This is a genomic window from Flavobacterium cheniae, from assembly GCF_004363695.1.
GTDB classification, from domain to species: domain Bacteria; phylum Bacteroidota; class Bacteroidia; order Flavobacteriales; family Flavobacteriaceae; genus Flavobacterium; species Flavobacterium cheniae.
The window spans coordinates 360,570-383,547 of sequence record NZ_SNZC01000002.1; the positions used below are offsets into that span (position 1 = coordinate 360,570).

20 protein-coding genes are annotated in these 22,978 nt (G+C 33.1%); 13 read left to right on the plus strand and 7 right to left on the minus strand.

Annotated elements, in window-relative coordinates; all coding sequences use genetic code 11:
- Positions 1 to 32: 32 nt before the first annotated feature.
- Together pckA and C8D80_RS06610 are read right to left on the minus strand one after the other, a co-directional pair.
- Positions 33 to 1,658, minus strand: coding sequence for a phosphoenolpyruvate carboxykinase (ATP) (gene pckA, locus C8D80_RS06605; protein WP_133608620.1), 1,626 nt, complete (start codon positions 1,656 to 1,658; stop codon positions 33 to 35).
- Between the two features lie 71 nt (positions 1,659 to 1,729).
- A complete protein-coding gene (locus C8D80_RS06610) occupies positions 1,730 to 2,116 on the minus strand; it encodes a DUF423 domain-containing protein (protein WP_133608622.1) in 387 nt (128 codons plus the stop codon).
- A gap of 124 nt (positions 2,117 to 2,240) precedes the next feature.
- On the opposite strand from C8D80_RS06610, the gene C8D80_RS06615 reads away from it, so the two are divergent.
- A complete protein-coding gene (locus C8D80_RS06615) occupies positions 2,241 to 3,611 on the plus strand; it encodes a saccharopine dehydrogenase family protein (protein ID WP_133608624.1) in 1,371 nt (456 codons plus the stop codon).
- A 102-nt stretch (positions 3,612 to 3,713) separates the two neighbouring features.
- Positions 3,714 to 4,184: an Lrp/AsnC family transcriptional regulator gene (locus C8D80_RS06620; protein WP_133608626.1), complete on the plus strand. Its 471-nt coding sequence runs from the start codon at positions 3,714 to 3,716 to the stop codon at positions 4,182 to 4,184.
- Positions 4,185 to 4,246: 62 nt separating this feature from the next.
- Here the strand turns inward: C8D80_RS06620 and C8D80_RS06625 are convergent, their stop codons facing one another.
- The 4 genes from C8D80_RS06625 to C8D80_RS06640 form a co-directional block, all read right to left on the minus strand.
- Positions 4,247 to 4,942, minus strand: coding sequence for a zinc metallopeptidase (locus C8D80_RS06625; protein WP_133608628.1), 696 nt, complete (start codon positions 4,940 to 4,942; stop codon positions 4,247 to 4,249).
- A 103-nt stretch (positions 4,943 to 5,045) separates the two neighbouring features.
- Positions 5,046 to 5,468 carry a flotillin family protein gene (locus tag C8D80_RS06630; protein ID WP_133608630.1) on the minus strand — a complete coding sequence of 141 codons (423 nt, stop codon included), beginning with the start codon at positions 5,466 to 5,468 and terminating at the stop codon, positions 5,046 to 5,048.
- A gap of 106 nt (positions 5,469 to 5,574) precedes the next feature.
- Positions 5,575 to 8,448, minus strand: coding sequence for a leucine--tRNA ligase (gene leuS, locus C8D80_RS06635; protein ID WP_133608632.1), 2,874 nt, complete (start codon positions 8,446 to 8,448; stop codon positions 5,575 to 5,577).
- A gap of 107 nt (positions 8,449 to 8,555) precedes the next feature.
- Positions 8,556 to 10,217 carry a WG repeat-containing protein gene (locus C8D80_RS06640; protein WP_133608634.1) on the minus strand — a complete coding sequence of 554 codons (1,662 nt, stop codon included), beginning with the start codon at positions 10,215 to 10,217 and terminating at the stop codon, positions 8,556 to 8,558.
- A gap of 116 nt (positions 10,218 to 10,333) precedes the next feature.
- Between C8D80_RS06640 and C8D80_RS06645 the strand changes: the two genes are divergently transcribed.
- The 5 genes from C8D80_RS06645 to C8D80_RS06665 are packed head-to-tail and all read left to right on the plus strand — an operon-like array spanning position 10,334 to position 13,598.
- Complete coding sequence (locus C8D80_RS06645) at positions 10,334 to 11,209, plus strand: cell division protein FtsX (RefSeq protein WP_133608636.1); 876 nt, start codon at positions 10,334 to 10,336, stop codon at positions 11,207 to 11,209.
- A gap of 49 nt (positions 11,210 to 11,258) precedes the next feature.
- Entirely contained in the window at positions 11,259 to 11,498 is a 240-nt protein-coding gene (locus tag C8D80_RS06650; RefSeq protein WP_133608638.1) for a DUF3098 domain-containing protein, read from the plus strand.
- Between the two features lie 6 nt (positions 11,499 to 11,504).
- A complete protein-coding gene (locus C8D80_RS06655; protein WP_133608640.1) occupies positions 11,505 to 12,290 on the plus strand; it encodes an undecaprenyl-diphosphate phosphatase in 786 nt (261 codons plus the stop codon).
- Complete coding sequence (truB, locus tag C8D80_RS06660; RefSeq protein ID WP_133608642.1) at positions 12,290 to 12,988, plus strand: tRNA pseudouridine(55) synthase TruB; 699 nt, start codon at positions 12,290 to 12,292, stop codon at positions 12,986 to 12,988. The genes C8D80_RS06655 and truB overlap by 1 nt, the downstream gene beginning before the upstream one ends.
- Positions 12,978 to 13,598 (plus strand): YiiX/YebB-like N1pC/P60 family cysteine hydrolase, encoded by a 621-nt coding sequence (locus C8D80_RS06665; RefSeq protein ID WP_133608645.1) that lies wholly within the window; start codon positions 12,978 to 12,980, stop codon positions 13,596 to 13,598. Before truB ends, C8D80_RS06665 begins: the two co-directional genes overlap by 11 nt.
- Here C8D80_RS06665 and C8D80_RS06670 read toward each other — a convergent pair.
- Positions 13,590 to 14,195 carry a thioredoxin family protein gene (locus C8D80_RS06670; protein WP_133608647.1) on the minus strand — a complete coding sequence of 202 codons (606 nt, stop codon included), beginning with the start codon at positions 14,193 to 14,195 and terminating at the stop codon, positions 13,590 to 13,592. The two genes, C8D80_RS06665 and C8D80_RS06670, sit on opposite strands and share 9 nt — an antisense overlap.
- A 46-nt stretch (positions 14,196 to 14,241) precedes the next feature.
- Between C8D80_RS06670 and C8D80_RS06675 the strand changes: the two genes are divergently transcribed.
- The 6 genes from C8D80_RS06675 (at position 14,242) to asnS (ending at position 22,940) form a co-directional block, all read left to right on the plus strand.
- Positions 14,242 to 15,042 carry a patatin-like phospholipase family protein gene (locus C8D80_RS06675; RefSeq protein ID WP_242004811.1) on the plus strand — a complete coding sequence of 267 codons (801 nt, stop codon included), beginning with the start codon at positions 14,242 to 14,244 and terminating at the stop codon, positions 15,040 to 15,042.
- Positions 15,043 to 15,108: 66 nt separating this feature from the next.
- On the plus strand, positions 15,109 to 15,816 hold the full coding sequence (gene pyrH, locus C8D80_RS06680; RefSeq protein WP_133608649.1) for a UMP kinase: 708 nt from the start codon (positions 15,109 to 15,111) through the stop codon (positions 15,814 to 15,816).
- Positions 15,817 to 15,860: 44 nt separating this feature from the next.
- A complete protein-coding gene (gene frr, locus C8D80_RS06685) occupies positions 15,861 to 16,424 on the plus strand; it encodes a ribosome recycling factor (protein ID WP_133608651.1) in 564 nt (187 codons plus the stop codon).
- Positions 16,425 to 16,491: 67 nt separating this feature from the next.
- A complete protein-coding gene (locus C8D80_RS06690) occupies positions 16,492 to 18,975 on the plus strand; it encodes a DUF5686 family protein (protein ID WP_133608653.1) in 2,484 nt (827 codons plus the stop codon).
- 75 nt (positions 18,976 to 19,050) lie between these two features.
- A complete protein-coding gene (locus C8D80_RS06695; protein ID WP_133608655.1) occupies positions 19,051 to 21,462 on the plus strand; it encodes an efflux RND transporter permease subunit in 2,412 nt (803 codons plus the stop codon).
- A 29-nt stretch (positions 21,463 to 21,491) separates the two neighbouring features.
- A complete protein-coding gene (gene asnS / locus C8D80_RS06700) occupies positions 21,492 to 22,940 on the plus strand; it encodes an asparagine--tRNA ligase (protein ID WP_133608657.1) in 1,449 nt (482 codons plus the stop codon).
- Positions 22,941 to 22,978 lie beyond the last annotated feature (38 nt).

Here is a 22,978-nt window from a genome sequence, read left to right on the forward strand (position 1 = left end):
TTCGAGACTTTTTCCTATATAAATGTATTAGATTACAATTGAGGACCAGCTGCTACTAAAGATTTTCCTTCTTCATTGTCTGTATATTGAACGAAGTTTTTGATAAATCTTGAAGCTAAATCTTCTGCTTTTATTTGCCATTCAGCAGCATCAGCATAGGTATTTCTTGGATCTAAAATATTAGTATCTACATTTGGTAAAGCAGTAGGCACTACAAAATTAAATACTGGAACTGTTTTAGTTTCTGCATTCTCGATTGAGCCATCTAAGATAGCATCGATAATTGCTCTTGTATCTTTAATTGAAATACGTTTTCCTGTTCCGTTCCAACCTGTGTTTACCATGTAAGCTGTAGCATTGTGTTGCTCCATTTTCTTAACTAATTCTTCACCGTATTTTGTTGGGTGTAATGATAAGAATGCTTTTCCGAAACAAGCTGAGAATGTTGGTTCTGGTTGTGTTACCCCTCTTTCGGTTCCTGCTAATTTAGCTGTAAATCCTGATAAGAAGTAATATTTTGTTTGCTCTGGAGTTAATTTAGAAACTGGAGGCATTACTCCGAATGCATCTGCAGTTAAAAAAATAACTTTAGTAGCGTGACCTGCTTTAGAAACTGGTCTTACAATATTTTCAATATGGTTAATTGGATAAGAAACACGTGTATTTTGTGTAACTGAACCATCTTTGAAATCAATTTTTCCGTTGGCATCAACAGTTACGTTTTCTAATAACGCATCTTTTTTAATAGCTCCGAAGATATCTGGTTCGTTCTCTGCACTTAAATCGATAGTTTTTGCATAACATCCACCTTCAAAGTTGAAAACACCATCATTATCCCATCCGTGTTCGTCGTCTCCGATTAATTCACGTTTTGGATCTGTTGATAAAGTAGTTTTTCCTGTTCCTGATAATCCGAAGAAAACAGCAACATCGCCATCTTTTCCTTTGTTAGCCGAACAGTGCATAGAAGCAATTCCTTGTAGTGGTAAGTAATAGTTCATCATAGAGAACAATCCTTTTTTCATTTCACCACCGTACCAAGTTCCTCCAATTAATTGGATTTTCTCAGTTAAGTTGAACGCTACATATACTTCAGAGTTTAATCCGTGAGCTGCGTAATCTTTGAAACTTGTTTTTGAACCATTCATAACAATGAAATCTGGCTCACCAAAGTTTTCTAATTCCGCTTCCGTTGGACGGATGAACATATTTTTTACAAAATGTGCTTGCCATGCTACTTCCATGATGAAACGAACTTTTAATCTCGTGTCTTCGTTAGCACCACAAAATGCATCTACAACAAACAATCTTTTTCCAGAAAGCTGCTTTACCGTAGTTTCTTTCAAAGCATTCCATGTTGTTTGAGAAATTGGTTTGTTATCGTTAGCCGCTTTATCAGAATTCCACCAAACTGTGTTTTCTGTAACGCTGTCTTTTACAATGTATTTATCTTTAGGAGAACGCCCGGTGAATTCACCTGTCATTACGTTAACCGCACCAAGTTCAGATAACTGTCCTCTTTCAAATCCTTCTAAAGCTGGATTTAATTCTTCATTATATAAATAGTCGTATGAAGGATTGTATATTATTTCTGATACATTAACGATTCCGTACTTTTCTAACGAAATCGATTTCGTAATATGCGCATTCGTATCCATAAATAGTTTGTTATGTTGTGTATTTAATAAAGTGCAAAATTATAAATTATATTTTAGATAACGTTTTTTAATCACTGTTTTTTAGATAAAACAGCATAAAATAAGTATCCCCAAGCTGAAACTAAGAATAAACCACCGATTGGCGTTATTGGTCCTAGAAATTTAGTCTTCAAATTGGTAATAGTATTTGTCGCTAACAGATAAATAGACCCTGAAAAAAACAAAACACCTACTATCGTTAAATAAAAAATAATCGAACGTTCTTTCTCTCCTAAAAAAGCAAAAGTACCTACAAAGAGAAGAAACAACGCGTGATACATTTGATAACGCACACCAACCTCAAATGTTGCCAATTGCTCTACCGAAAGTAATTTTTTTAATGCGTGAGCTCCAAATGCCCCTAAAATTATTGCTGTTACTCCTAAAAATGCAGCAACCAACAGTATTCTTTTATCCATTTTTTTAAATTTGAGACCAAAGATAACAAAAGTTTTTATGTTAAATTATGACATAAATAAAGAATTTGTTTTTATAAATATAACATTTTACTATCTTCGTGTGATATTTTTAGAATTCCAAAAAATGAGACATATTTTAGTCATTGGAGCGGGTCGTTCTGCTTCTTCTCTTATAAAATATTTATTAGACCATTCCGAAGCACAAAATCTTCATGTTACTATTGGTGACTTGTCGGAAGAATTGGCCAAACAAAAAACCAACAATCACAAAAATGCCAGAGCCATTACTTTTGACATTTTTAATGAGGCGCAACGAAAAGAAGAAATTCAAAAAGCGGATGTCGTAGTGTCGATGTTGCCTGCACATTTACATTTAGAAGTAGCTAAAGATTGTATTACCTACAAAAAACATATGGTTACAGCTTCTTATATCAGCCCAGCGATGCAAGAATTAGATACTGCTGCTAAAGAAAATGGCTTGGTTTTCATGAACGAAATTGGGCTTGACCCAGGAATTGACCACATGAGTGCCATGAAAGTATTGGACGAAATTCGTGAAAAAGGTGGAAACATCATTTTATTTGAATCATTCTGTGGTGGATTAGTTGCTCCTGAAAGCGACACCAATTTATGGAATTATAAATTTACTTGGAATCCAAGAAATGTGGTATTAGCGGGACAAGGTGGGGCTGCAAAATTCATTCAAGAAGGAAAATACAAATACATTCCGTATTCAAAATTATTTAGAAGAACTGAGTTTTTAGAAGTTGAAGGTTACGGAAGATTTGAAGCATATGCTAACAGAGATTCTTTAAAATACAGAAGCGTTTACGGTTTAGACGATGCTTTAACTTGTTATCGTGGCACCATCAGAAGAGTTGGTTATTCAAGAGCTTGGGACATTTTAGTACAATTAGGTATGACTGATGATTCATACACTATTGATAACTCGGAAGACATGTCGTACAGAGAATTTACGAATTCATTCTTGCCATATCATCCAACCGATACTGTTGAAATCAAATTGCGTCATGCACAAAAAATTGATCAAGATGACATCATTTGGGACAAATTAGTGGAAATCGATTTATTCAATCCAAACAAAAAAGTAGGATTAGTTAAAGCAACTCCAGCTCAAATTTTAGAAAAGATATTAGCCGAAAAATGGGCGTTAGAACCAAATGACAAAGACATGATTGTCATGTATCATAAATTTGGTTACGAATTAAACGGCGAGAAAAAACAAATTGATGCTACTATGGTTTGTATTGGTGATGATCAAACCTATACTTCAATGGCAAAAACAGTTGGATTACCTGTCGCTATTGCTACATTAAAAATCTTAAACAAAGAAATTACAACTCCTGGCGTTCAATTACCAATTACAAAAGAAGTGTACAATCCTATATTAAAAGAATTAGAAGATTACGGAGTAATTTTCAAAGAAATGGAAGTGCCTTATTTAGGTTACAATCCATTGAATGTGACAAATTAATCCTCAATCCAAAATTTTAAAAATCCGAAATCGTAATTGGTTTCGGATTTTTTTATTTCAATTGAAATCGATTTTGTATTTTTACTTTCAAATCAACTCAGTATGAAGATAAATCACTTACAAATTGAAATCGATGGAATCGACAAAGAAATCCTTCGCGATTTAATGGACGACGCTCGTAAACCTATTTTACAAATTGCTAATAAAATTGGAATTTCGGGCGCTGCGATTCATCAACGTTTGCGTAAATTAGAACAAGCTGGAGTGATTTCGGGTTCAAAATTTATTGTGGATACGAAAGTTTTAGGCTATAGCACAATGGCTTTCATTGGAATTTATTTAGAAAAAGCTTCAAGTAATCCTGAAGTGGTAAAAGAATTAAAGAAGATTCCAGAAGTTTTAGAATGTCATTATACAACGGGAAATTGGAGTATTTTAATCAAACTAATTTGTAGAGATAACGAACATTTGATGCAATTACTTAACAAAAAAATCCAACCTATTGAAGGTGTTTCACGAACGGAAACCTATATTTCTTTGGAACAGCAGATAGAAAGACAAATTCAATTATAAGTACAAAATAAAAAATCCGTCAAACTTACGTCTGACGGATTTTGATTTTATAAAATATTCTTTTAGTCTCTCGAACCTAAAATCTGGAAAGCCCAATATAATAAGGAAGCTAAAGCTCCTAAAGCAGCTACCACATAAGTTCTTGCTGCCCATTTTAATGAATCTTCGGCACCAGCATATTCTTGTTGGCTAACCATGTTTTTATTTTTTAACCAAGCCAAAGCTCTGTTACTAGCATCGTATTCTACTGGAAGTGTTACAAAACTAAAAGTAGTTGCAATTGCCATTAAAATCAAACCTGCAACTGCTACGTAAAAACCTATACTTGATTTTGAAGCAAAACCTAAAATCAAACCTCCCATAATTAACCATTGTGACATATTTGACGAAATGTTCACTACAGGCACCATTTTAGAACGCATCGTTAACCATTGATACGCGTGCGCATGTTGCACCGCGTGACCAACCTCGTGAGCTGCAACTGCTGCTGCCGCTGCATTTCTTTGATTGTAAACTGCTTCTGACAAGTTAACTGTTTTGTTTGCTGGGTTGTAATGATCGGTTAATTGACCAGGTGTTGAAATTACTTTTACATCAGTAATTCCGTGGTCTTGCAGCATTTTTTCTGCAATTTCGGCACCACTCATTCCGTTACGCAAAGTGACTTTTGAATAATACGCAAACTTGCTTTTTAATTTTCTACTTACTAACCAACTGAAAAGAGCAATTGCTCCAATCATAATATAATATCCTAACATATCTTTTATATTTTAATTTCTAAATTTACTAAAATCAATAACAAATTACAAGCCAAAGTTACAAAATGACAATTTGACATTAGTTAAATAATTCTAAAAACAATTACTCTTGCATTTGTTTTACTGGAGATTTTTTCGAAACATCCATCACTGGAACCATTCCGTTAGTTGGCACGTAGATGATTTGTGGTAAATCGCCTTTATCGGCTAATTTCTCTAAGGTTCTAATGAATAAATATTGGTTGTAGGTTTCGCTTAACGTTCCATTTTCTAATTTCATGGCTTCTGCCATTCCTTTTGCACGTTCAATTTCGGCTTGTGCGTTTAATTTTTCGGCTTCTAATTTGGCTTTAGCTTCTTCTACTAAAATTCTACGATTTTGTTCCGCTTTTGCCATTTCTGCTTTTCCTGCCATTTCTTGTTGCCACACATTATATCTTGGCAATCCAAACATTAAAGCGGCAATAAACACAAACCCAATGACCACAACTCCAGCAATTAGTTTCCCAATGTTTCTCTTTTCCATTTTTATAGTTTTAGTTTATCTATTATACGCAAAAAATGAAAAATGTTACAAAAAAATCCCAAACTTTTAGATTTGGGATTTTAAGTATTATTATTTGAAATTTATATTATCCAACCAAATTAATAATCTTACCAGGAACGATAATGACTTTGTTTGGTGTTCTACCTTGTAATTGCGCTTGCGTTCTTTCATCAGCCATTACGATTTCTTCGATTTGAGCTGCAGTTAAATCTAAAGGCAACTTAATAGTGAAACGCATTTTTCCATTGAATGAAACTGGATATTCTTTTTCAGATTCAACTAAATATTTGGCTTCAAATTTTGGAAAAGCAACGGTTGCAATTGAACCTTCGTGACCTAAAGCGCTCCATAATTCTTCTGCAATATGTGGTGCATAAGGTGAAACTAAAATAGCTAATGGTTCTAAAATCGCACGGTGATTGCATTTTAATTGTTGCAATTCGTTCACGCAAATCATAAACTGAGAAACCGAGGTGTTGAATGAGAAATTCTCAATATCTTCTGTAACTTTTTTGATGGTTTTATGTAACGATTTGTACATTTCTGCCGTTGGTTCATCATTTACAATTACAGAACCGTTATCATCAAAGTATAATCTCCAAAGTTTTTTCAAGAAACCAGAAACACCTGTAATTCCTGCTGTGTTCCAAGGTTTAGATTGCTCTAATGGACCTAAGAACATTTCATATAAACGTAAAGTATCAGCACCATATTCTTCACAAATATCATCTGGAGAAACCACATTGTATTTCGATTTCGACATTTTTTCTACTTCACGACCAACAATGTATTTTCCATCTTCTAAAATGAATTCTGCATTTGCATAATCAGAGTATAAAGGATGATTTTTAAATTTTTCTATATCCAATTCATTCGTAATATCATTGATTACTGATAAATCAACATGGATTGGATGAACGTTTTTATCTTTAATTAATCCTTTAGAATATAAAGTTTTAGAATCTTCACTTCTGTAAACAAAAGCACTCATTCCCAAAATCATTCCCTGATTAATCAGTTTTTTGAATGGTTCTTCTGTTGGTGCGTAACCTCTGTCTTTTAAGAATTTATTCCAAAAACGAGAGTACAATAAATGTCCGGTTGCGTGCTCGCTTCCACCAATGTATAAATCTACGCTTTCCCAATATTTAATAGCTTCTTCGTTAGCAAACTCTTCTGTATTGTGCGCATCCATGTAACGCATCCAATACCATGAAGAACCCGCCCAACCTGGCATCGTGTTCAATTCTAATGGGAAAACTTTTGTGTTATCAATTAAATCATTGTTAACTACTGCATTGTTTTCAGAGTCCCAAGCCCAAACTGGCGCGTTACCTAATGGTGGTTGTCCGTCTTCGGTTGGTAAATATTTTTCTACTTCTGGTAAAACGATTGGCAAGTGTTTTTTGTCAATCATTTGTGGTAAACCATTCACGTAATACACTGGAAAAGGTTCACCCCAATATCTTTGGCGAGAGAAAACAGCATCACGTAAACGGTAATTTACTTTGGCATTTCCTGCTCCGATTTTTTCTAATTCTTCAATGATTTTCTTCGTTCCCGATTTGTAATCTAATCCGTTTAAGAAATCAGAATTTACTAATTCGAAACCACCTTTTTCTCCGTAAGCTGCTTCTGAAATATCTTGATTGAAAATGTTTTTAATTGCAGGCATTCCGTTAGTTCCTTTGAAGAAATTCGCGAAAGCATAATCACGTTCGTCACCACAAGGAACGGCCATAACAGCTCCAGTTCCGTAACCAGCTAATACATAATCGCCAATCCAAACTGGAATTGGTTCTTTTGTGAAAGGATGTTCGGCATAAGCACCTGTGAAAACACCTGAAATGGTTTTAACATCTGCCATTCTTTCACGTTCTGAACGTTTTGCAGTTGCTTCTACATACGCTTCAACGGCTGCTTTTTGTTCTGGAGTGGTGATTTGTGAAACTAATTCGTGTTCTGGAGCTAAAGTCATAAAGGTAACTCCGAAAATGGTATCAGGACGAGTTGTGAAAACTTCAATAGATTGCTTCGCTTCGCTCGCAATGACTTTGAATGAAACCATCGCTCCAACCGATTTTCCAATCCAGTTTCTTTGCGATTCTTTAATAGATTCACTCCAATCGATTTCGTTTAAACCTTGTAATAATCTTTCCGCGTAAGCAGAAATTCGCATTGACCATTGTGTCATTTTCTTGCGAACAACTGGATGTCCACCACGTTCTGAAACGCCGTTTACAATTTCGTCATTCGCTAAAACGGTTCCTAAAGCCGCGCACCAGTTTACTTCGGTTTCTGCTAAATACGTTAATCTGTATTGTAAAAGAATTTTTTGTTGTTGTTCTGAGGAGAATGATTTCCAATCTTCTGCTGAAAATGGTGCAATATTATCATCGCAAACCGCATTCACATTCGCATTTCCGTTCTTTTCAAATTCTTGAATTAACGTACAAATGCTTTCCGCTTTATCCGAATTTTTATTGTACCAAGATTCGAATAATTGAATGAAAATCCACTGTGTATGCTTGTAATAATCTGGATTCGAAGTTCGCACTTCACGACTCCAATCAAACGAAAAACCAATTCTATCCAACTGATTTCTGTAGCCTTGAATGGTGTTCCCTGATTTATCCACACCACCTTCGATATTCATACGAGTCGTATCTGCTGGATGTTGTCCCGTTTGAATCGCATATTGTTCGGCCGGCAAACCAAATGAATCGTACCCTTGCGGATGCAATACATTAAAACCTTGATGTCTTTTATATCTTGCGACAATATCAGAAGCAATGTAACCCAGCGGATGCCCAACGTGCAAACCCGCTCCAGAAGGATAAGGAAACATGTCTAATACATAGTATTTTGGTTTTTCGCTATTATTTGATGCAGCAAAAGTTTGGTTTTCTGCCCAATATTGTTGCCATTTGGCTTCGATTTTTTCGTGGTGGTATTTCATGAGTTTGTTTAAATGTTTAAAGTTTAAATGTTTAAAAGAATTTCTTTTTAAATCATTTAACGCTTAAAAATCGGTGCAAATTTACGCTTTATAAAACTTTTATAAAACTAATCTTTAAAATATAGTGTTCCGTTTGGATTAGCGTAACCTTTGAAGTTTCCATTTTCGTCTTCTAAAGCGATATATTCTATTGCTTCCAATAAGGAAATTCCTTTTTTGCCACTACTAATGGTGTATTTAATTTCTCTAACAGGATACGGATAATACAAAGGAAGTAATGTCAACACATAATCTGAATTACTGTAATAACTAATGTAAGCCGAATGCTGGTTTCCTTTTTTTACTCTCAAGAAACTTTGATTTTCTGGATTGAATCTAATGTCATCAAACTCGAGAGGTAATTTGAACTCTTTGTTTTCGGTAACCAATCCAAACAAGTTATTTTTCTTTACTAAAAACACTTGCTCTTTAAATGATGATGTTATGGAGTATCCCATTTTGATATCATCATATTCAGCAGGCAAGATAAAAGTATGATTGACATCGATAATGCCATATTTCATGATTTTGGTTTTTTTATCCAACATCCCAACTTTGAAATAATTTTTACCGCTTGGATCATATTTTCTTTCAGATTTCATAGGCTCTAGGAAATCATATTCAACACTTTTTTGAAATGGAAATTGATAAACTAAACCAAATTTATTTTTCTTTTGGTAAATGACGTAATTAAAATATGTTTGTATAGTATCAGCATTTGATTTATCATCTGTAAGAACACCATTCGTTTTGAAAACTTCAATTTTATCAGCTTTAACTGTGAATTTTACGGTCTTTTTACTTTTGGTAACATTGTTTGAAACCTCAACTTCAATTTTATTTTCTATTAAAGCATATTTGTAATAAGAAGATCCTTTTGGCTTTTTTCTGGTAGTATTTCCTCTTCCTGGCCCATCTCCACTTCCTGAACCAGTTCCTGAATAACCTCTTGGCTCTTCTACTTCCGCTACCATATCGCTATCCATATTGGGAACCGCTACATTATTGTCATACCCATTGTAGCTGTCTTTTTTCTTTTTTACTCCCGTATTTTCTTGAATATACTGACTGTCTTTTTTAGCATCTAAAAGAATGATTTGACTTCCTTCTACTCTAAAATATTTAGTTTCAACAGCACTAGTTGCGGTTTGTTTTACGTAGGCAATTGCTAATTCTTCTTTCGACTTTTTATTATCTAATTCTATCGAAAAAACATCTTTTAACACATAACTTAATTTGTTCTCATTGTAGTAATCTAGATTTACTAATGACTCTTTTCCTTCTAAATCCTTTATATAAAAACCAATTATAAAACTACTATCATAACGATTGTCATTCCCTTTGATTCCTTTTAAAAAAGAAAGCGGTTGATTAATTAGTAATTCTCCTTTTGTGTTGTATAAATAGTTAATTTCTTTTTTATCAGCTCCTTTTTTTACGGCAATTATTAAATTATTTGAGACATAACGTAAATCTTGAAATTCTACTGGAATTACATTTTTTGAACCTATGTAAACTCCCGAATTATTTCCTAAAGAAGCTTGAAAAAAAGTAGCGCCTTTACCTCTTTCTTTTTTTATGGCATCGTATTTTGGAGCTATCAAAACCGTTGCTTTTTCATCACATAAACCCCATAAATTACCTTCTCGATAAGGAAAAATATTTTCTTGTGCCGTTAAGCTTAGTGCAAAAAAGAATAAAAGTGCCGAAAACTTAAATTTTAATGTCATTTTTATGAATTTAAAGCTTCAAATTTACAGATAATAAATACTAAAGTTAAAACTTTGTTGTTATATTCTATGTAAACAAAATTTCTTTACTATTTTTACGGCTTAAATAGAATTTTATGGCATCATCTTTTGAAAATTACAACAAGCGACGTTTAATATCGTCTTACTTTTCGGTAGTTTTAAGTATCTTTTTAGTATTGTTTCTTTTAGGAGCTTTAGGACTTTTTGTAATCAATTCAAAAAAGATAACAAATGATTTTAAAGAAAATATTCCAATGACCGTTTTCTTTAATAACGATGCTAATGACACTATGATTAGTGCATTTGACACCGAATTGAAAAACGCAAAATTCATTAAAGACTATGCGTTTGTTCACAAAGACAGCGCTGCTAAAAACAACGTAGATATTGTAGGTGAAGATTTTATGGAATTCCTAGGTTTCAATCCTTTACAGAATTCATTTGACATCCATTTAAAAGGAGATTATGTAATTGCAGATAGCATCCAAAAAATTGAACGCAATATTCGTAAAAACGAAATGGTTACAGAAATTATTTACGATAAAGAATTAGTAGATATGGTAAACAAAAACGTAACTAAAATCAGTTTTTGGATTTTAATCATCAGTGCCATCTTAACTGTTGTTGCGATGTTATTAATCAACAGTTCGTTACGTCTTTCTGTTTATTCGCACCGTTTTACTATCAAAACCATGCAAATGGTAGGAGCTACAAAATCGTTCATCAGAAAACCATTTATTTGGAGAAGTATTAAATTAGGATTAATTGGTTCTGGATTAGCAATTATTGCTTTACTATTTTTAGTATTTTATGTTGACAGCTTATTCCCTAGTTTAGGCATTGCAAAAGATTACGTTTCTATTGCAATAGTAATTTTCGGAGTGTTAGTTGTTGGAATTATCATTACTTCAATTAGTACATTCTTTGCTACACAACGTTTCTTGAATTTAAAAACAGATGATTTATATTAGTATTCAGTGTTCAGTTTATAGTGTTCAGTGGATTTAAAAAAACATAAAAATGGAAAATAACAACAAACCCGAATTTCTTTTTGATAAAGTAAATTATAAAATTCTTTTAATTGGATTAGCTGTAATTGGACTTGGATTCATTTTAATGAGCGGTGGCGGAAGCGAAGATCCTAACGTTTTCAATGGTGAAGAATTATTCAGTTTCAGAAGAATTCGTTTGGCTCCAACCGTAGTTTTAATTGGATTCGGAATTACGATTTATTCGATTTTAAAAAATCCGAAGAAGTAATACTTTATGGATGTTTTACAAGCCATTATTCTTGCCATTATTGAAGGAATAACCGAATTTTTACCTGTGTCATCAACGGGTCATATGATTATTGCTTCGTCTTTTTTTGGCATTGCACAAGACGATTTTACTAAACTTTTTACGATTGTTATTCAATTAGGAACGATACTTTCTGTAATTGTGCTGTATTTCAAACGCTTTTTTCAATCACTTGATTTTTACTTCAAATTATTCGTTGCTTTTATTCCAGCCGTAATTTTCGGATTATTGCTTGGTGATTTTATAGACAGCCTATTAGAGAATCCTATCACAGTAGCTATTTCGTTAATCATTGGTGGATTTTTATTATTGAAAGTCGACGAATGGTTTGGCAATTCAGAAGGAACCGAAATTTCCTATTTAACCGCTTTTAAAATTGGTTTGTTCCAATGTTTAGCTATGATTCCTGGTGTTTCTAGAAGTGGCGCTAGCATCGTTGGTGGAATGACACAAAAATTATCGCGAACAACAGCAGCTGAATTTTCGTTTTTCTTAGCGATTCCAACCATGTTAGGAGCAACTTTGAAAAAATCATACGATTATTATAAAGATGGCTTTGTGCTTTCTGACGATCAAATTAATTTATTAATTATTGGAAATGTAGTCGGATTTATTGTAGCCCTAATTGCTATCAAATCATTCATCGGATTTTTAACCAAACACGGATTTAAAATTTTTGGTTATTACCGAATTGTTGCCGGAGTTGCAATCTTATTAATTCATTTCTTCGTACAAAAATTAACTATTATCTAATGAATGCCGAAGAAATTTTAGCAGGAAAAGTCCTTTTAATCGACAAACCCTTGAAATGGTCTTCCTTTCAAGCGGTTAATAAATTGAAATACATTTTAAAACGCAAATACGATTTACCAAAGAAATTTAAAATCGGTCACGCCGGAACATTAGATCCGTTAGCAACTGGTTTATTAATTATTTGTACAGGGAAATTCACCAAAAGTATTACTGAAATTCAGGCACAAGCTAAAGAATATACTGGAACTATTGTGGTTGGCGCTACTACTCCATCATACGATTTAGAAACCGAAATTGACGCTACTTTTCCAACTGAACACATTACAGAAGCCTTAATTTTAGAAACTACAAAACAGTTTATTGGTGAAATCGACCAGAAACCACCTGTTTTTTCTGCTATTAAAAAAGATGGAAAACGTTTGTATGAGCACGCTCGCGCAGGTGAGGAAGTGGAAATTCAATCTAGAAAAACTACGATTTACGAATTTGAGATCACGAGAATTCAATTACCAGAAGTAGATTTTAGAGTTAAATGTAGCAAAGGAACATACATTCGTTCGTTAGCTTTTGACTTTGGATTAGCGTTACAATCTGGCGGACATTTAACAGCGCTTCGTAGAACAAAAATTGGTGATTATTCAGTTGAGAATGCGATTACTCCTGATGATTTTGCACAATTGCATGAAGATGAAAAATAAAACATTCCTTCTATTATTTCTTTTATTCCAATTTAGTTTTTCTCAAAATGTAAAACTAAAAACAGGCGATATTTTATTTCAATCGATGAATTGCGGGCCACTTTGCGAAGCCATTAACGAAGTTACCGAAGGTTATCAAGGAAAAGATTTTAGTCATTTAGGAATGGTGTACATCAAAAACGATTCGATATTCGTGATTGAAGCTGCTGGAAAAGCAGTGAAAGTAACTCCATACGAAACCTTTAAAACCTACACCACAGAAGCAATGTTTGTAGGAAGACTAAAAAACAAATACCACAAATACATTCCAGAAGCCATTGCTTTCTCATTGCAACAAGTTGGCGTTCCTTATGACGACGAATATTTATACGACAACGGAAAATATTATTGTTCGGAATTAATTTATGATGCGTTTTTACATTCGTACAAAAAACCATTATTTGATTTGTATCCTATGACTTTCAAATCGCCAAAATCAAATGAATATTTCGAAGTTTGGGCAGATTATTACCAAAAACTAAAAATGGAAATCCCAGAAGGCCAACTTGGTTGTAACCCTGGTGGAATTTCCACTTCTAATAAGTTAAAAATTATTGGAACTTTACGCTAAGATATTTTCGTGCATTTCCACAATTTCATTCTGAATCGAAATGCCTTTATCGTGTAAATACCATTTTTGCAATTCAATTTTAGCCGTTTCATCTACTACTCCATGAGCCGCTTTGTAATCTAAGATTAATTGTTTTGCACCATGAGGTCTTGGTCCCCAATCTAAAACTACTTCTAAAGTTTCAGCATCTAAAACGATTAATTTAGGAATTGCTTTTCCTCCATTCGTTAAAAAATGTTGCATTAAAGCATCGTTATCATCGCGCAAAGCAATTTTTAATTCCACCTTATCTGTTGCTTCCGCCATTTTATGAATCACGGGAACAATTTGAGCCGCATCGCCGCACCAACCTTCACTTAGCACTAACCAAATGTACTTTTTATCTAAGTTTTTTAGTTTAGTTTTCACTTCTTCAGTAACCTCAATAGTTTTTTCTAAACGATTCATTCTGGTTTCGTTTAGTTCGGAATATTTTAATAAATCTTCTGATTGCGTGTGACCTGTAGATTTCCCTTCAGCAATTAAACTGGTTACTTTTTTTCTGTAATCGGCAAAAGAAAAACTATTTTCTAATGCTTGTTTTATAGTATTTATCATCTTCTTAACTTTATTTGGCAAATTTAAGTCTAATTTTGGAAATTAAATGAAAGAATTGTTACATATGGATTTAACTTCAAAATCAATCGGATTAGCGCTTTCTGGTGGCGGTTCCAAAGGAATTGCTCATGCTGGAGTTTTAAAATTCTTAACCGAACAAGGCATTGAACCTTCTTGTATTTCAGGCTCAAGCGCAGGAGCCATTGTAGGAACCATGTATGCTTTTGGCAAAAAACCAGAGGAAATTCTAGATTTTTTCAAGTCGATTTACTTTTTTCATTGGAAGCATTTTACGTTTAAAAAACCTGGAATTGTAGATTCAGAATCATTCAAAAAATATTTTGAAGAGATTTTTGGAGAAACTACTACACTTAGCGATTTAAAAATTCCAACTTACATCACGGCAACTGATATGGTAAATGGAAAATTGAAAATATTTAGTCCCGAAACCAGAATTGTTGATGCGATTTTGGCTTCAACGGCTGTTCCTGGGATGATTTCTCCTTACGTCATTAAGGATAAATTATATAGTGATGGTGGTATTTTAAATCATTTTCCAGCCGATTTGTTACAAGGAAAATGTGATTCAATTATTGGTGTGTATGTTAGTCCAGTTCAAAACATTGAGGCAAAAAACTTGAATTCCATAAAATCGGTTACTTATAGAGCATTAGAACTATTGACGGCTAATTCCAATCTTCAAAAATTTAATCATTGCGATTTAATCATCGAACCTAAAGAATTGACTAAATTTAGTACGTTTGAAACCAATAAAGCCAAGATGGATTTAATTTTTGAAACGGGTTACAACGAAGCAAAAAAAGCATTTGAAAATTTAGCAACATAAATGTTAAAACATTTTTTTTAGAAAAAAGCTATTTAACTATATTTGCACCACAAATAATACAACACAATGAAGTACAAAAGAATTCTTCTAAAATTAAGCGGTGAAGCTTTAATGGGTGATAGACAATATGGAATTGACCCACAACGCTTGGCTGAGTACGCTGAAGAGATAAAACAAATTCACGATAAAGGTGTAGAAATCGCTATAGTTATTGGTGGTGGAAACATTTTTAGAGGTGTAGCTGGTGCAAGTAACGGCATGGATAGAGTGCAAGGGGATTATATGGGAATGTTAGCAACAGTTATCAATGGAATGGCTTTACAAGGCGCTTTAGAAGAAGCTGGAATGCAAACGCGTTTACAAACTGCTTTAAAAATTGAAGCAATTGCCGAACCTTATATCAAAAGAAGAGCAACGCGTCATTTAGAAAAAGGAAGAATTGTAATTTTTGGTGCAGGAACAGGAAATCCTTATTTTACAACTGACACCGCTGCAGTTTTAAGAGGAATTGAAGTGGGTGCTGACGTAATTTTAAAAGGAACTCGTGTAGATGGTGTTTACACTTCTGACCCAGAAAAAAATGCTGATGCGGTAAAATTTGACTTCATTTCGTTTGAAGATGTATTAGCAAAAGGATTAAATGTAATGGATACAACTGCTTTTACATTGAGTCAAGAAAATAAATTGCCTATTATTGTATTCGATATGAATAAAGATGGTAACTTATTAAAAGTATGTGAAGGAGAAACTATCGGAACAACGGTAACAATATAAATACGAAGTACAAAACTAGAAGTACAAAGTAAAAATTTAGAGAGATGACAGAAGAAATTAACTTTATTTTAGACAGTGCAAAAGAAGCTATGGTAGGTTCTGTTGCGCATTTAGAAAAAGAATTTTTAAACATTAGAGCTGGAAAAGCTTCACCTCAAATGTTAGGTGGTGTTTTTGTAGATTATTATGGTTCTCAAACACCATTGTCGCAAGTTGCTAACATTAATGCTCCTGATGCTCGTACCCTAACGGTAACGCCTTGGGAAAAAAACATGTTACATCCTATTGAAAAAGCAATTATGATTGCTAATTTAGGGTTAAACCCAATGAACAATGGTGATAACATTATCATCAATATTCCAGCATTAACTGAAGAAAGAAGACGCGACTTGGTAAAACAAGCAAAATCTGAAGCTGAAGATGCAAAAATTGGTATCAGAAACCACAGAAAAGATGCTAATTCTGATATCAAAAAAGAAGAAAAAGACGGAACTGCAGAAGATATTTGCAAAAAAGCTGAAGAAGATGTTCAGAAACTGACCGATTCATTTATCAAGAAAATAGATGAACTTTTAGCTGTTAAAGAAGCTGAAATCATGAAAGTATAAATTTTAAATCCCGATTAACACTCGGGATTTTTTATTTTGAATATATTTGTAAAAAATCTTCCTCTACATGAAATATTTTTGGCTTTTTTTGTGCTTTTTCATTACTACTAGTTTTGTAGCACAAACCAAAATTAAAGGACAAATTATTGACTTTGACACAAAAGTACCTATTGCTTTTGCTACTATTACTTACAACAATACTAAATTCAATGCCGACTGGGAAGGAAAATTCTCTGTTAATGTGAATGATTTTAAAGTGCCTATAAAAGTCAATTTTAAAGGTTATTATGAAAAAATCACCTACCCAGAACCGAAGGTTGCCAATATTACGATTAAGTTGGTAAACGATTTAAACGAAAAAAAAGCCGAAATTTATACTGAAAACGGCGTTAACAATATCATCAAAAAAGTAATTGAAAACCGAAAATCGAATGATCCTGAAAAAGGATTATCAAGTTTTCAATATAAAAACTACGAATACCTTCAAGTAACAGCAAACCCAGATAGTATTTCTTCAAAAATAGATACTATTTACAAAAAACGTTTTTTAAGAAAACCTTTGATGAAACTAGATTCAACGAATTATAAATTCAAGAAGTTTTCTGAAAAACAACATTTGTATCAAACAGAAAAAGTCAATTTAATTCAGCACAATCAATTTCAAAACAAGGAAACCGTTTTAGCCACTCGAATGGCTGGTTTTGAACAACCGGTTTATGAATATTTAGGTTTAAAACTTATCTCCTATTCGGTTTATGAAAATCCGTTTGAAATTTTGGAAATTCCAGTGCAAAATCCCATTTCAAATTTTGGACGAAAACTGTACAACTACAAATTAATTGACACTGTAAAAATAGACGGAAGAAGTGCATACCGAATTTACTTTGAACCCAAAAAACTAAATGCAAATCGTTTAAGAGGTTTACTTTATATTGACACTCAAAATTATGCAATTGCAAAAGCGTATTTTCGTATTTATGGTGTAGTAAATATCAATGCGACTTACACCTTTGATTACAGAAAAGATACCGACATTTGGTTTCCTAAAAATAGAAAATTTAAAGTTTCAAAAGGAAACAACCAAGACGATATTAAAATTTTAGGAGGTACTATAAAATTTAGTTCCGATTTAGATTTAACCGAAAGCAAAAATGCAACCGACCAAGCCTATATTTCAATAGAATCGACCCCTTTTGACATTGAAATCAATAAACCAATTTCTATTTCAAAACCAAGAGTAAAAATTGAAGTTCCACAATCAAGCTTAAAACAAGAAAATGAGTATTGGAATGCGTTTAAAAAAGACACACTCGATAAGAGAAAACTCCGAACTTATACTTCAATCGATAGTTTATCACTTTCAGAACGAATTGAGCACAAAGTATTTTTAGGAAGAAAAATTATTAATGGCTATTTTCCTGTTTCAATTTTTGACATAGACTTACGAAGTATTATAAAATATAACAATTTTGAAGGATTTAGATTAGGTGTTGGTGCGGTTACCAATTCAAAATTATCAGAAAAATACAAAGTTGCTTTTTATGGCGCCTACGGATTTAAAGATGACGAATTCAAGTATGGAATCACACCTTCCTATTTAGCGCATTCAAACTCTGAAACATGGGTAAGTGCATCTTATTCAGATGATATTAGTGAGATTGCACAAACCAATTTTATCACCGATTCTCGTAGATTTAAAATTTACGATCCTCGACCAATCAATATTTCCACTTTTTACAACAATAGAATGAGTTCGGTTTTTGTAGAAAGTAAGTTTTTACCAAAAACATCCAGTTATTTTGGGGTTTCGCACAATCAAATTCAACCCCTTTTTGATTATACTTTTGTAAATGATGGAAAATCGTATACCGATTATACTATTAGTACAGTGCAGTTAGCATTCCAATGGAATCCTTTTAGCAATTACATGCAAACACCAATGGGAAAAATTGAATATGAAAAAAGACATCCAAAATTTTCGCTTCAACTTACTCAAACATTACCAGGTGTGTTAGAAAATGATTTTACTTTCTCAAAAATAGATTTCAAAACGTTCTACGAATTGCCTTATTTATCAGGTCAAAAAAGTTCTATTTTACTACAAACAGGAATTGCTTTTGGAGATGTTCCAATTACACATTTATACAGCATTGTTCCTAATAATTTGAATCGTGACGCTATTTTACAACGTGTTACCTTTGCAGGAAAAAACAGTTTTGAAACTATGTATTTTAACGAGTTTTTCTCTAATCAATATGCTTCTTTGCAATTGAAACATACTTTTAATAAAATTCGTTTAGGCTATAAAATTAATCCCGAATTTACAGTTGTTACACGAATGGCATTTGGTTCCAGCAACGACAACAACCAACATCTTGGTATCAGCTACAACACGATGGAAGATGGTTTTTTTGAAAGCGGTATAGAATGTAATAAAATCTACAAAGGAATTGGTTTAGTGGCATTTTACAGATATGGTCCATATCAATTAGCTAACTTCGATGACAACATTGCCATTAAAGTTTCTTACTATTTGGATTTAGGACTTTAAATTTAACTTAATTGTCACGTTCAAAACCAATAAATTAAGTAAGATTTACTACCTTTGCACCCTAATTTTTGAGAGATGTTAAAGTGGTTAAGCACCAGTTTTTGGGATTATATTGCCAGTAAAATTTTAAGAAACCGCGTTTTTCTTTTAATCCTTATTTTACTATTTACTATTTTTATGAGTTTTCAGTGGAAAAACATGCGTTTTACCTTCACTGAAGCTAACTTACTACCTGATGATCATGAGGTAAATATTCAGTACAATTCATTTTTAGAAAAATTCGGCGAAGAAGGAAACTTAGTAGTTCTAGGATTTAAAGACAAAAATTTCTTTACCGAAAAAAATTACAAAGCCTGGGAAAAATTTGTTTCAGAAATAAAAAAAGACAAAGCAACCGAGCTTACACTTTCTATTGAAGATTTACGTGTATTAGAAAAAGATACGATTGCTCAAAAATTCAAATTAGTTTCTTTTATAAACAACGATAGTATTTCAGATAGTTATTTAAAAACTAAAGAAAAAGAGTTCTATAACGACTTACCTTTTTACGAAGGAATGCTTTTTAATAAAGAAAGTGGCGCTGTTCGTTTTGCAATTTACATGGATAAAAAAATTGTAAACACACCCGCTAGAAAAGCTTTCATCGAAAAACATCTTAGCCAAGAGAAGATAAACGCCTTTGAAAAAGAAACCGGATTAGACCTCCGTGTTTCGGGAATGCCATACATTCGAACATTAAACGCTAACAGTATCATTAGCGAAATTGGATTGTTTGTGGGAGCAGCACTTGGAATTACTTCTTTGTTGTTCTTCTTCTTCTTTAGAAGTTTCAGAGCGACTATGATTTCCATGTTTGTGGTTATTATTGGCGTAATGTGGTCGTTTGGAACACTAGGGCTTTTAAACTACGAAATCACGGTTTTAACGGCGATTATTCCCCCATTAATTATTGTAATTGGTATTCCTAACTGTATTTTTCTAATTAATAAATACCAACAAGAAATCAAGAATCATGGTAATAAAGCCAAGTCTTTACAACGAGTAATTTCAAAAGTAGGAAATGCTACTTTGATGACGAATTTAACAACCGCAGCTGGTTTTGGTACCTTTATTTTTACGGATAGTAAACTGTTAAGTGAGTTCGGTATTGTTGCGTCATTAAACATTGTTTTCTTGTTTATTTTATGCTTAATCATCATCCCAATTGTTTACAGTTATATGCCAATGCCAAAGGAAAAACACTTGGCGCATCTTGGTAAAAACTATATGGCTGCTTTCATAAATTGGATAGAAAACACCATTAGACATCATCGTGTTGCGGTTTTTTCAACTGCAATTGGAATATTAGTTTTAGGAATTATTGGAATTTATCAAATTACTGTTTCAGGAAGTATCATTGAGGATATGCCTAAAAAAGCGCCTTTCTTCAAAGATATTGTATTCTACGAAAAAGAATTTGATGGTGTAATGCCTTTAGAAATTGTAATTGACACAAAAAGACCAAAAGGCGCTTTAAAATCAGTTACGTTAAAACGAATTGAAGAACTGCAGGAAACTATTATTGAAATTCCAGAATTATCAAAACCAGTTTCGGTCGTGAATTTGGTTAAATATTCCAAACAAGCTTACTATAACGGAAATCCGGAATTTTACGAATTACCTACTAAACAAGAAGAAGCTTTTATTCTATCCTACATAAAAAATTCCACTCAAAAAGGAAATGAAAACATGCTGAAAAGCTATGTTGATAGTACAGGTCAATATGCTCGTATTACGACTTTCATGAGAGATATTGGTACCGATAAAATGCAAAAAATAGAAGAACGTTTACAAGATAAAATCAATCATATTTTTCCAAAAGAACGTTATGAAGTTTCACTAACTGGAAAAGCATATGTATTTGAAAAAGGAACCCATTATTTGATTGACAATTTAGTACAATCGTTACTTTTTGCGATCGTTTTGATTTCGCTATTAATGGCATACATGTTCCGTTCGTTCAAAATGATTATAGTATCATTATTGCCAAATATTTTACCTTTGGTAATGACCGCAGGATTAATGGGCTTTTTAGGAATTCCAATTAAACCATCCACCATATTAGTATTTAGTATTGCTTTCGGAATTTCGGTTGACGATACGATTCACTTTTTGGCAAAATACCGTCAAGAATTAAAAGCTAATGATTGGAAAATAAAACGCTCTGTATATGCTACTCTAAAAGAAGCAGGAATTAGTATGTTTTACACTTCAGTTGTATTGTTTTTTGGATTCTCTGTATTTACGCTTTCAGATTTTGGAGGAACGGTTGCTTTAGGAGGATTAGTAGCGACAACCTTATTATTCGCCATGTTATCCAACTTGATTTTGTTGCCAGCCTTGCTGCTTTCATTAGATAAAACCATTGCCAACCAACAAGAATTCTTAGAACCAACATTAGATATTTTAGCTGAAGATATTGAAGAAGAAAATTCAAACGAGAAATAGTATATTTGCATTATAAATAATAAATCGAAATGAAACACTCAAAAGTTATAGACCTTTTAAACAGCACGAAAACATTACATGAAGTAACAGCTAAAGGTTGGGTTAGAACATTTAGAAACAATCAATTTATTGCGTTGAACGATGGTTCAACCATTCATAATATTCAGTGTGTGGTAGATTTTGAAAACACACCTGATGAAACTTTAAAAAGAATTACAACTGGAGCAGCTATTTCTGTTACAGGAGAATTGGTAGAAAGTAAAGGCGCAGGTCAAAAATTTGAAATTCAAGTTTCTAAATTAGAGATTTTAGGAGATAGCGATGCGGAGAAATTCCCAATGCAACCTAAAAAACACTCATTAGAATTCTTACGTGAAAATGCTCATTTACGTGTTAGAACCAATGCGTTTGGAGCAATCATGCGTGTGCGTTCAACATTAGCGTTTGCAGTTCACCAATATTTCCAAGAAAAAGGATTTTTCTATGTAAACACGCCTATCATCACAGGTTCTGATGCTGAAGGTGCAGGAGAAATGTTCCAAGTAACTGCTTTACCAATTGACGGTTCTGCGCCAAGAAACGAAGATGGAAGCATCAACTACAAAGAAGATTTCTTCGGAAAACAAACCAATTTAACCGTTTCTGGACAATTAGAAGGTGAAACTTTCGCAATGGCTTTAGGCCAAATTTATACTTTTGGACCAACATTCCGTGCAGAAAATTCAAACACTTCGCGTCACTTAGCTGAATTTTGGATGATTGAACCAGAAGTTGCTTTCAATGATTTGGCTGACAACATGGATTTGGCTGAAGATTTCATCAAATACGTTATCAAATATACAGTTAATAAATGTGGCGATGATTTAAAATTCTTAGAAAGCAGATTATTAGAAGAAGAAAAGTCAAAACCGCAAGCGGATAGAAGCGAAATGATGCTTTTAGAAAAATTAAGTTTCGTATTAGACAACAACTTCAAACGTGTTTCTTATACCGAAGCCATTGATATTTTAAAAGATTCTACACCAAATAAAAAGAAAAAATTCCAATATATCATTAACGAATGGGGTGCTGATTTACAAAGTGAGCACGAACGTTTCTTAGTGGAAAAACACTTTAAATGTCCGGTAATTCTATTTGATTATCCAGCAAAAATTAAAGCGTTTTACATGCGTTTGAACGACAATACTGAACCAGGAAAAGAAACTGTTAGAGCAATGGATATCTTATTCCCTGGAATTGGAGAAATTGTTGGAGGTTCGCAAAGAGAAGAGCGTTACGATGTATTAGTTGAAAAAATGAAAGCTTTAGGAATCGACGAAGAAGAACTTTGGTGGTATTTAGATACGAGAAGATTCGGTTCGGCTGTTCACTCAGGTTTCGGATTAGGATTTGAAAGATTAGTACTTTTTGTAACCGGAATGGGTAACATTAGAGACGTAATTCCTTTCCCAAGAACACCACAAAACGCAGAATTTTAGAATCTTGTTAAATTGTTTAACTGTTGATGTGTTAAATC

Excerpts from the sequence above, each read along its gene's own strand:
- pckA (WP_133608620.1), bottom strand. The coding sequence starts at position 1,658 with ATGGATACGAATGCGCATATTACGAAATCGATTTCGTTAGAAAAGTAC.
- C8D80_RS06610 (WP_133608622.1), bottom strand. The coding sequence starts at position 2,116 with ATGGATAAAAGAATACTGTTGGTTGCTGCATTTTTAGGAGTAACAGCA.
- C8D80_RS06615 (WP_133608624.1), top strand. The coding sequence starts at position 2,241 with ATGAGACATATTTTAGTCATTGGAGCGGGTCGTTCTGCTTCTTCTCTT.
- C8D80_RS06620 (WP_133608626.1), top strand. The coding sequence starts at position 3,714 with ATGAAGATAAATCACTTACAAATTGAAATCGATGGAATCGACAAAGAA.
- C8D80_RS06625 (WP_133608628.1), bottom strand. The coding sequence starts at position 4,942 with ATGTTAGGATATTATATTATGATTGGAGCAATTGCTCTTTTCAGTTGG.
- C8D80_RS06630 (WP_133608630.1), bottom strand. The coding sequence starts at position 5,468 with ATGGAAAAGAGAAACATTGGGAAACTAATTGCTGGAGTTGTGGTCATT.
- leuS (WP_133608632.1), bottom strand. The coding sequence starts at position 8,448 with ATGAAATACCACCACGAAAAAATCGAAGCCAAATGGCAACAATATTGG.
- C8D80_RS06640 (WP_133608634.1), bottom strand. The coding sequence starts at position 10,217 with ATGACATTAAAATTTAAGTTTTCGGCACTTTTATTCTTTTTTGCACTA.
- C8D80_RS06645 (WP_133608636.1), top strand. The coding sequence starts at position 10,334 with ATGGCATCATCTTTTGAAAATTACAACAAGCGACGTTTAATATCGTCT.
- C8D80_RS06650 (WP_133608638.1), top strand. The coding sequence starts at position 11,259 with ATGGAAAATAACAACAAACCCGAATTTCTTTTTGATAAAGTAAATTAT.
- C8D80_RS06655 (WP_133608640.1), top strand. The coding sequence starts at position 11,505 with ATGGATGTTTTACAAGCCATTATTCTTGCCATTATTGAAGGAATAACC.
- truB (WP_133608642.1), top strand. The coding sequence starts at position 12,290 with ATGAATGCCGAAGAAATTTTAGCAGGAAAAGTCCTTTTAATCGACAAA.
- C8D80_RS06665 (WP_133608645.1), top strand. The coding sequence starts at position 12,978 with ATGAAAAATAAAACATTCCTTCTATTATTTCTTTTATTCCAATTTAGT.
- C8D80_RS06670 (WP_133608647.1), bottom strand. The coding sequence starts at position 14,195 with ATGATAAATACTATAAAACAAGCATTAGAAAATAGTTTTTCTTTTGCC.
- C8D80_RS06675 (WP_242004811.1), top strand. The coding sequence starts at position 14,242 with ATGAAAGAATTGTTACATATGGATTTAACTTCAAAATCAATCGGATTA.
- pyrH (WP_133608649.1), top strand. The coding sequence starts at position 15,109 with ATGAAGTACAAAAGAATTCTTCTAAAATTAAGCGGTGAAGCTTTAATG.
- frr (WP_133608651.1), top strand. The coding sequence starts at position 15,861 with ATGACAGAAGAAATTAACTTTATTTTAGACAGTGCAAAAGAAGCTATG.
- C8D80_RS06690 (WP_133608653.1), top strand. The coding sequence starts at position 16,492 with ATGAAATATTTTTGGCTTTTTTTGTGCTTTTTCATTACTACTAGTTTT.
- C8D80_RS06695 (WP_133608655.1), top strand. The coding sequence starts at position 19,051 with ATGTTAAAGTGGTTAAGCACCAGTTTTTGGGATTATATTGCCAGTAAA.
- asnS (WP_133608657.1), top strand. The coding sequence starts at position 21,492 with ATGAAACACTCAAAAGTTATAGACCTTTTAAACAGCACGAAAACATTA.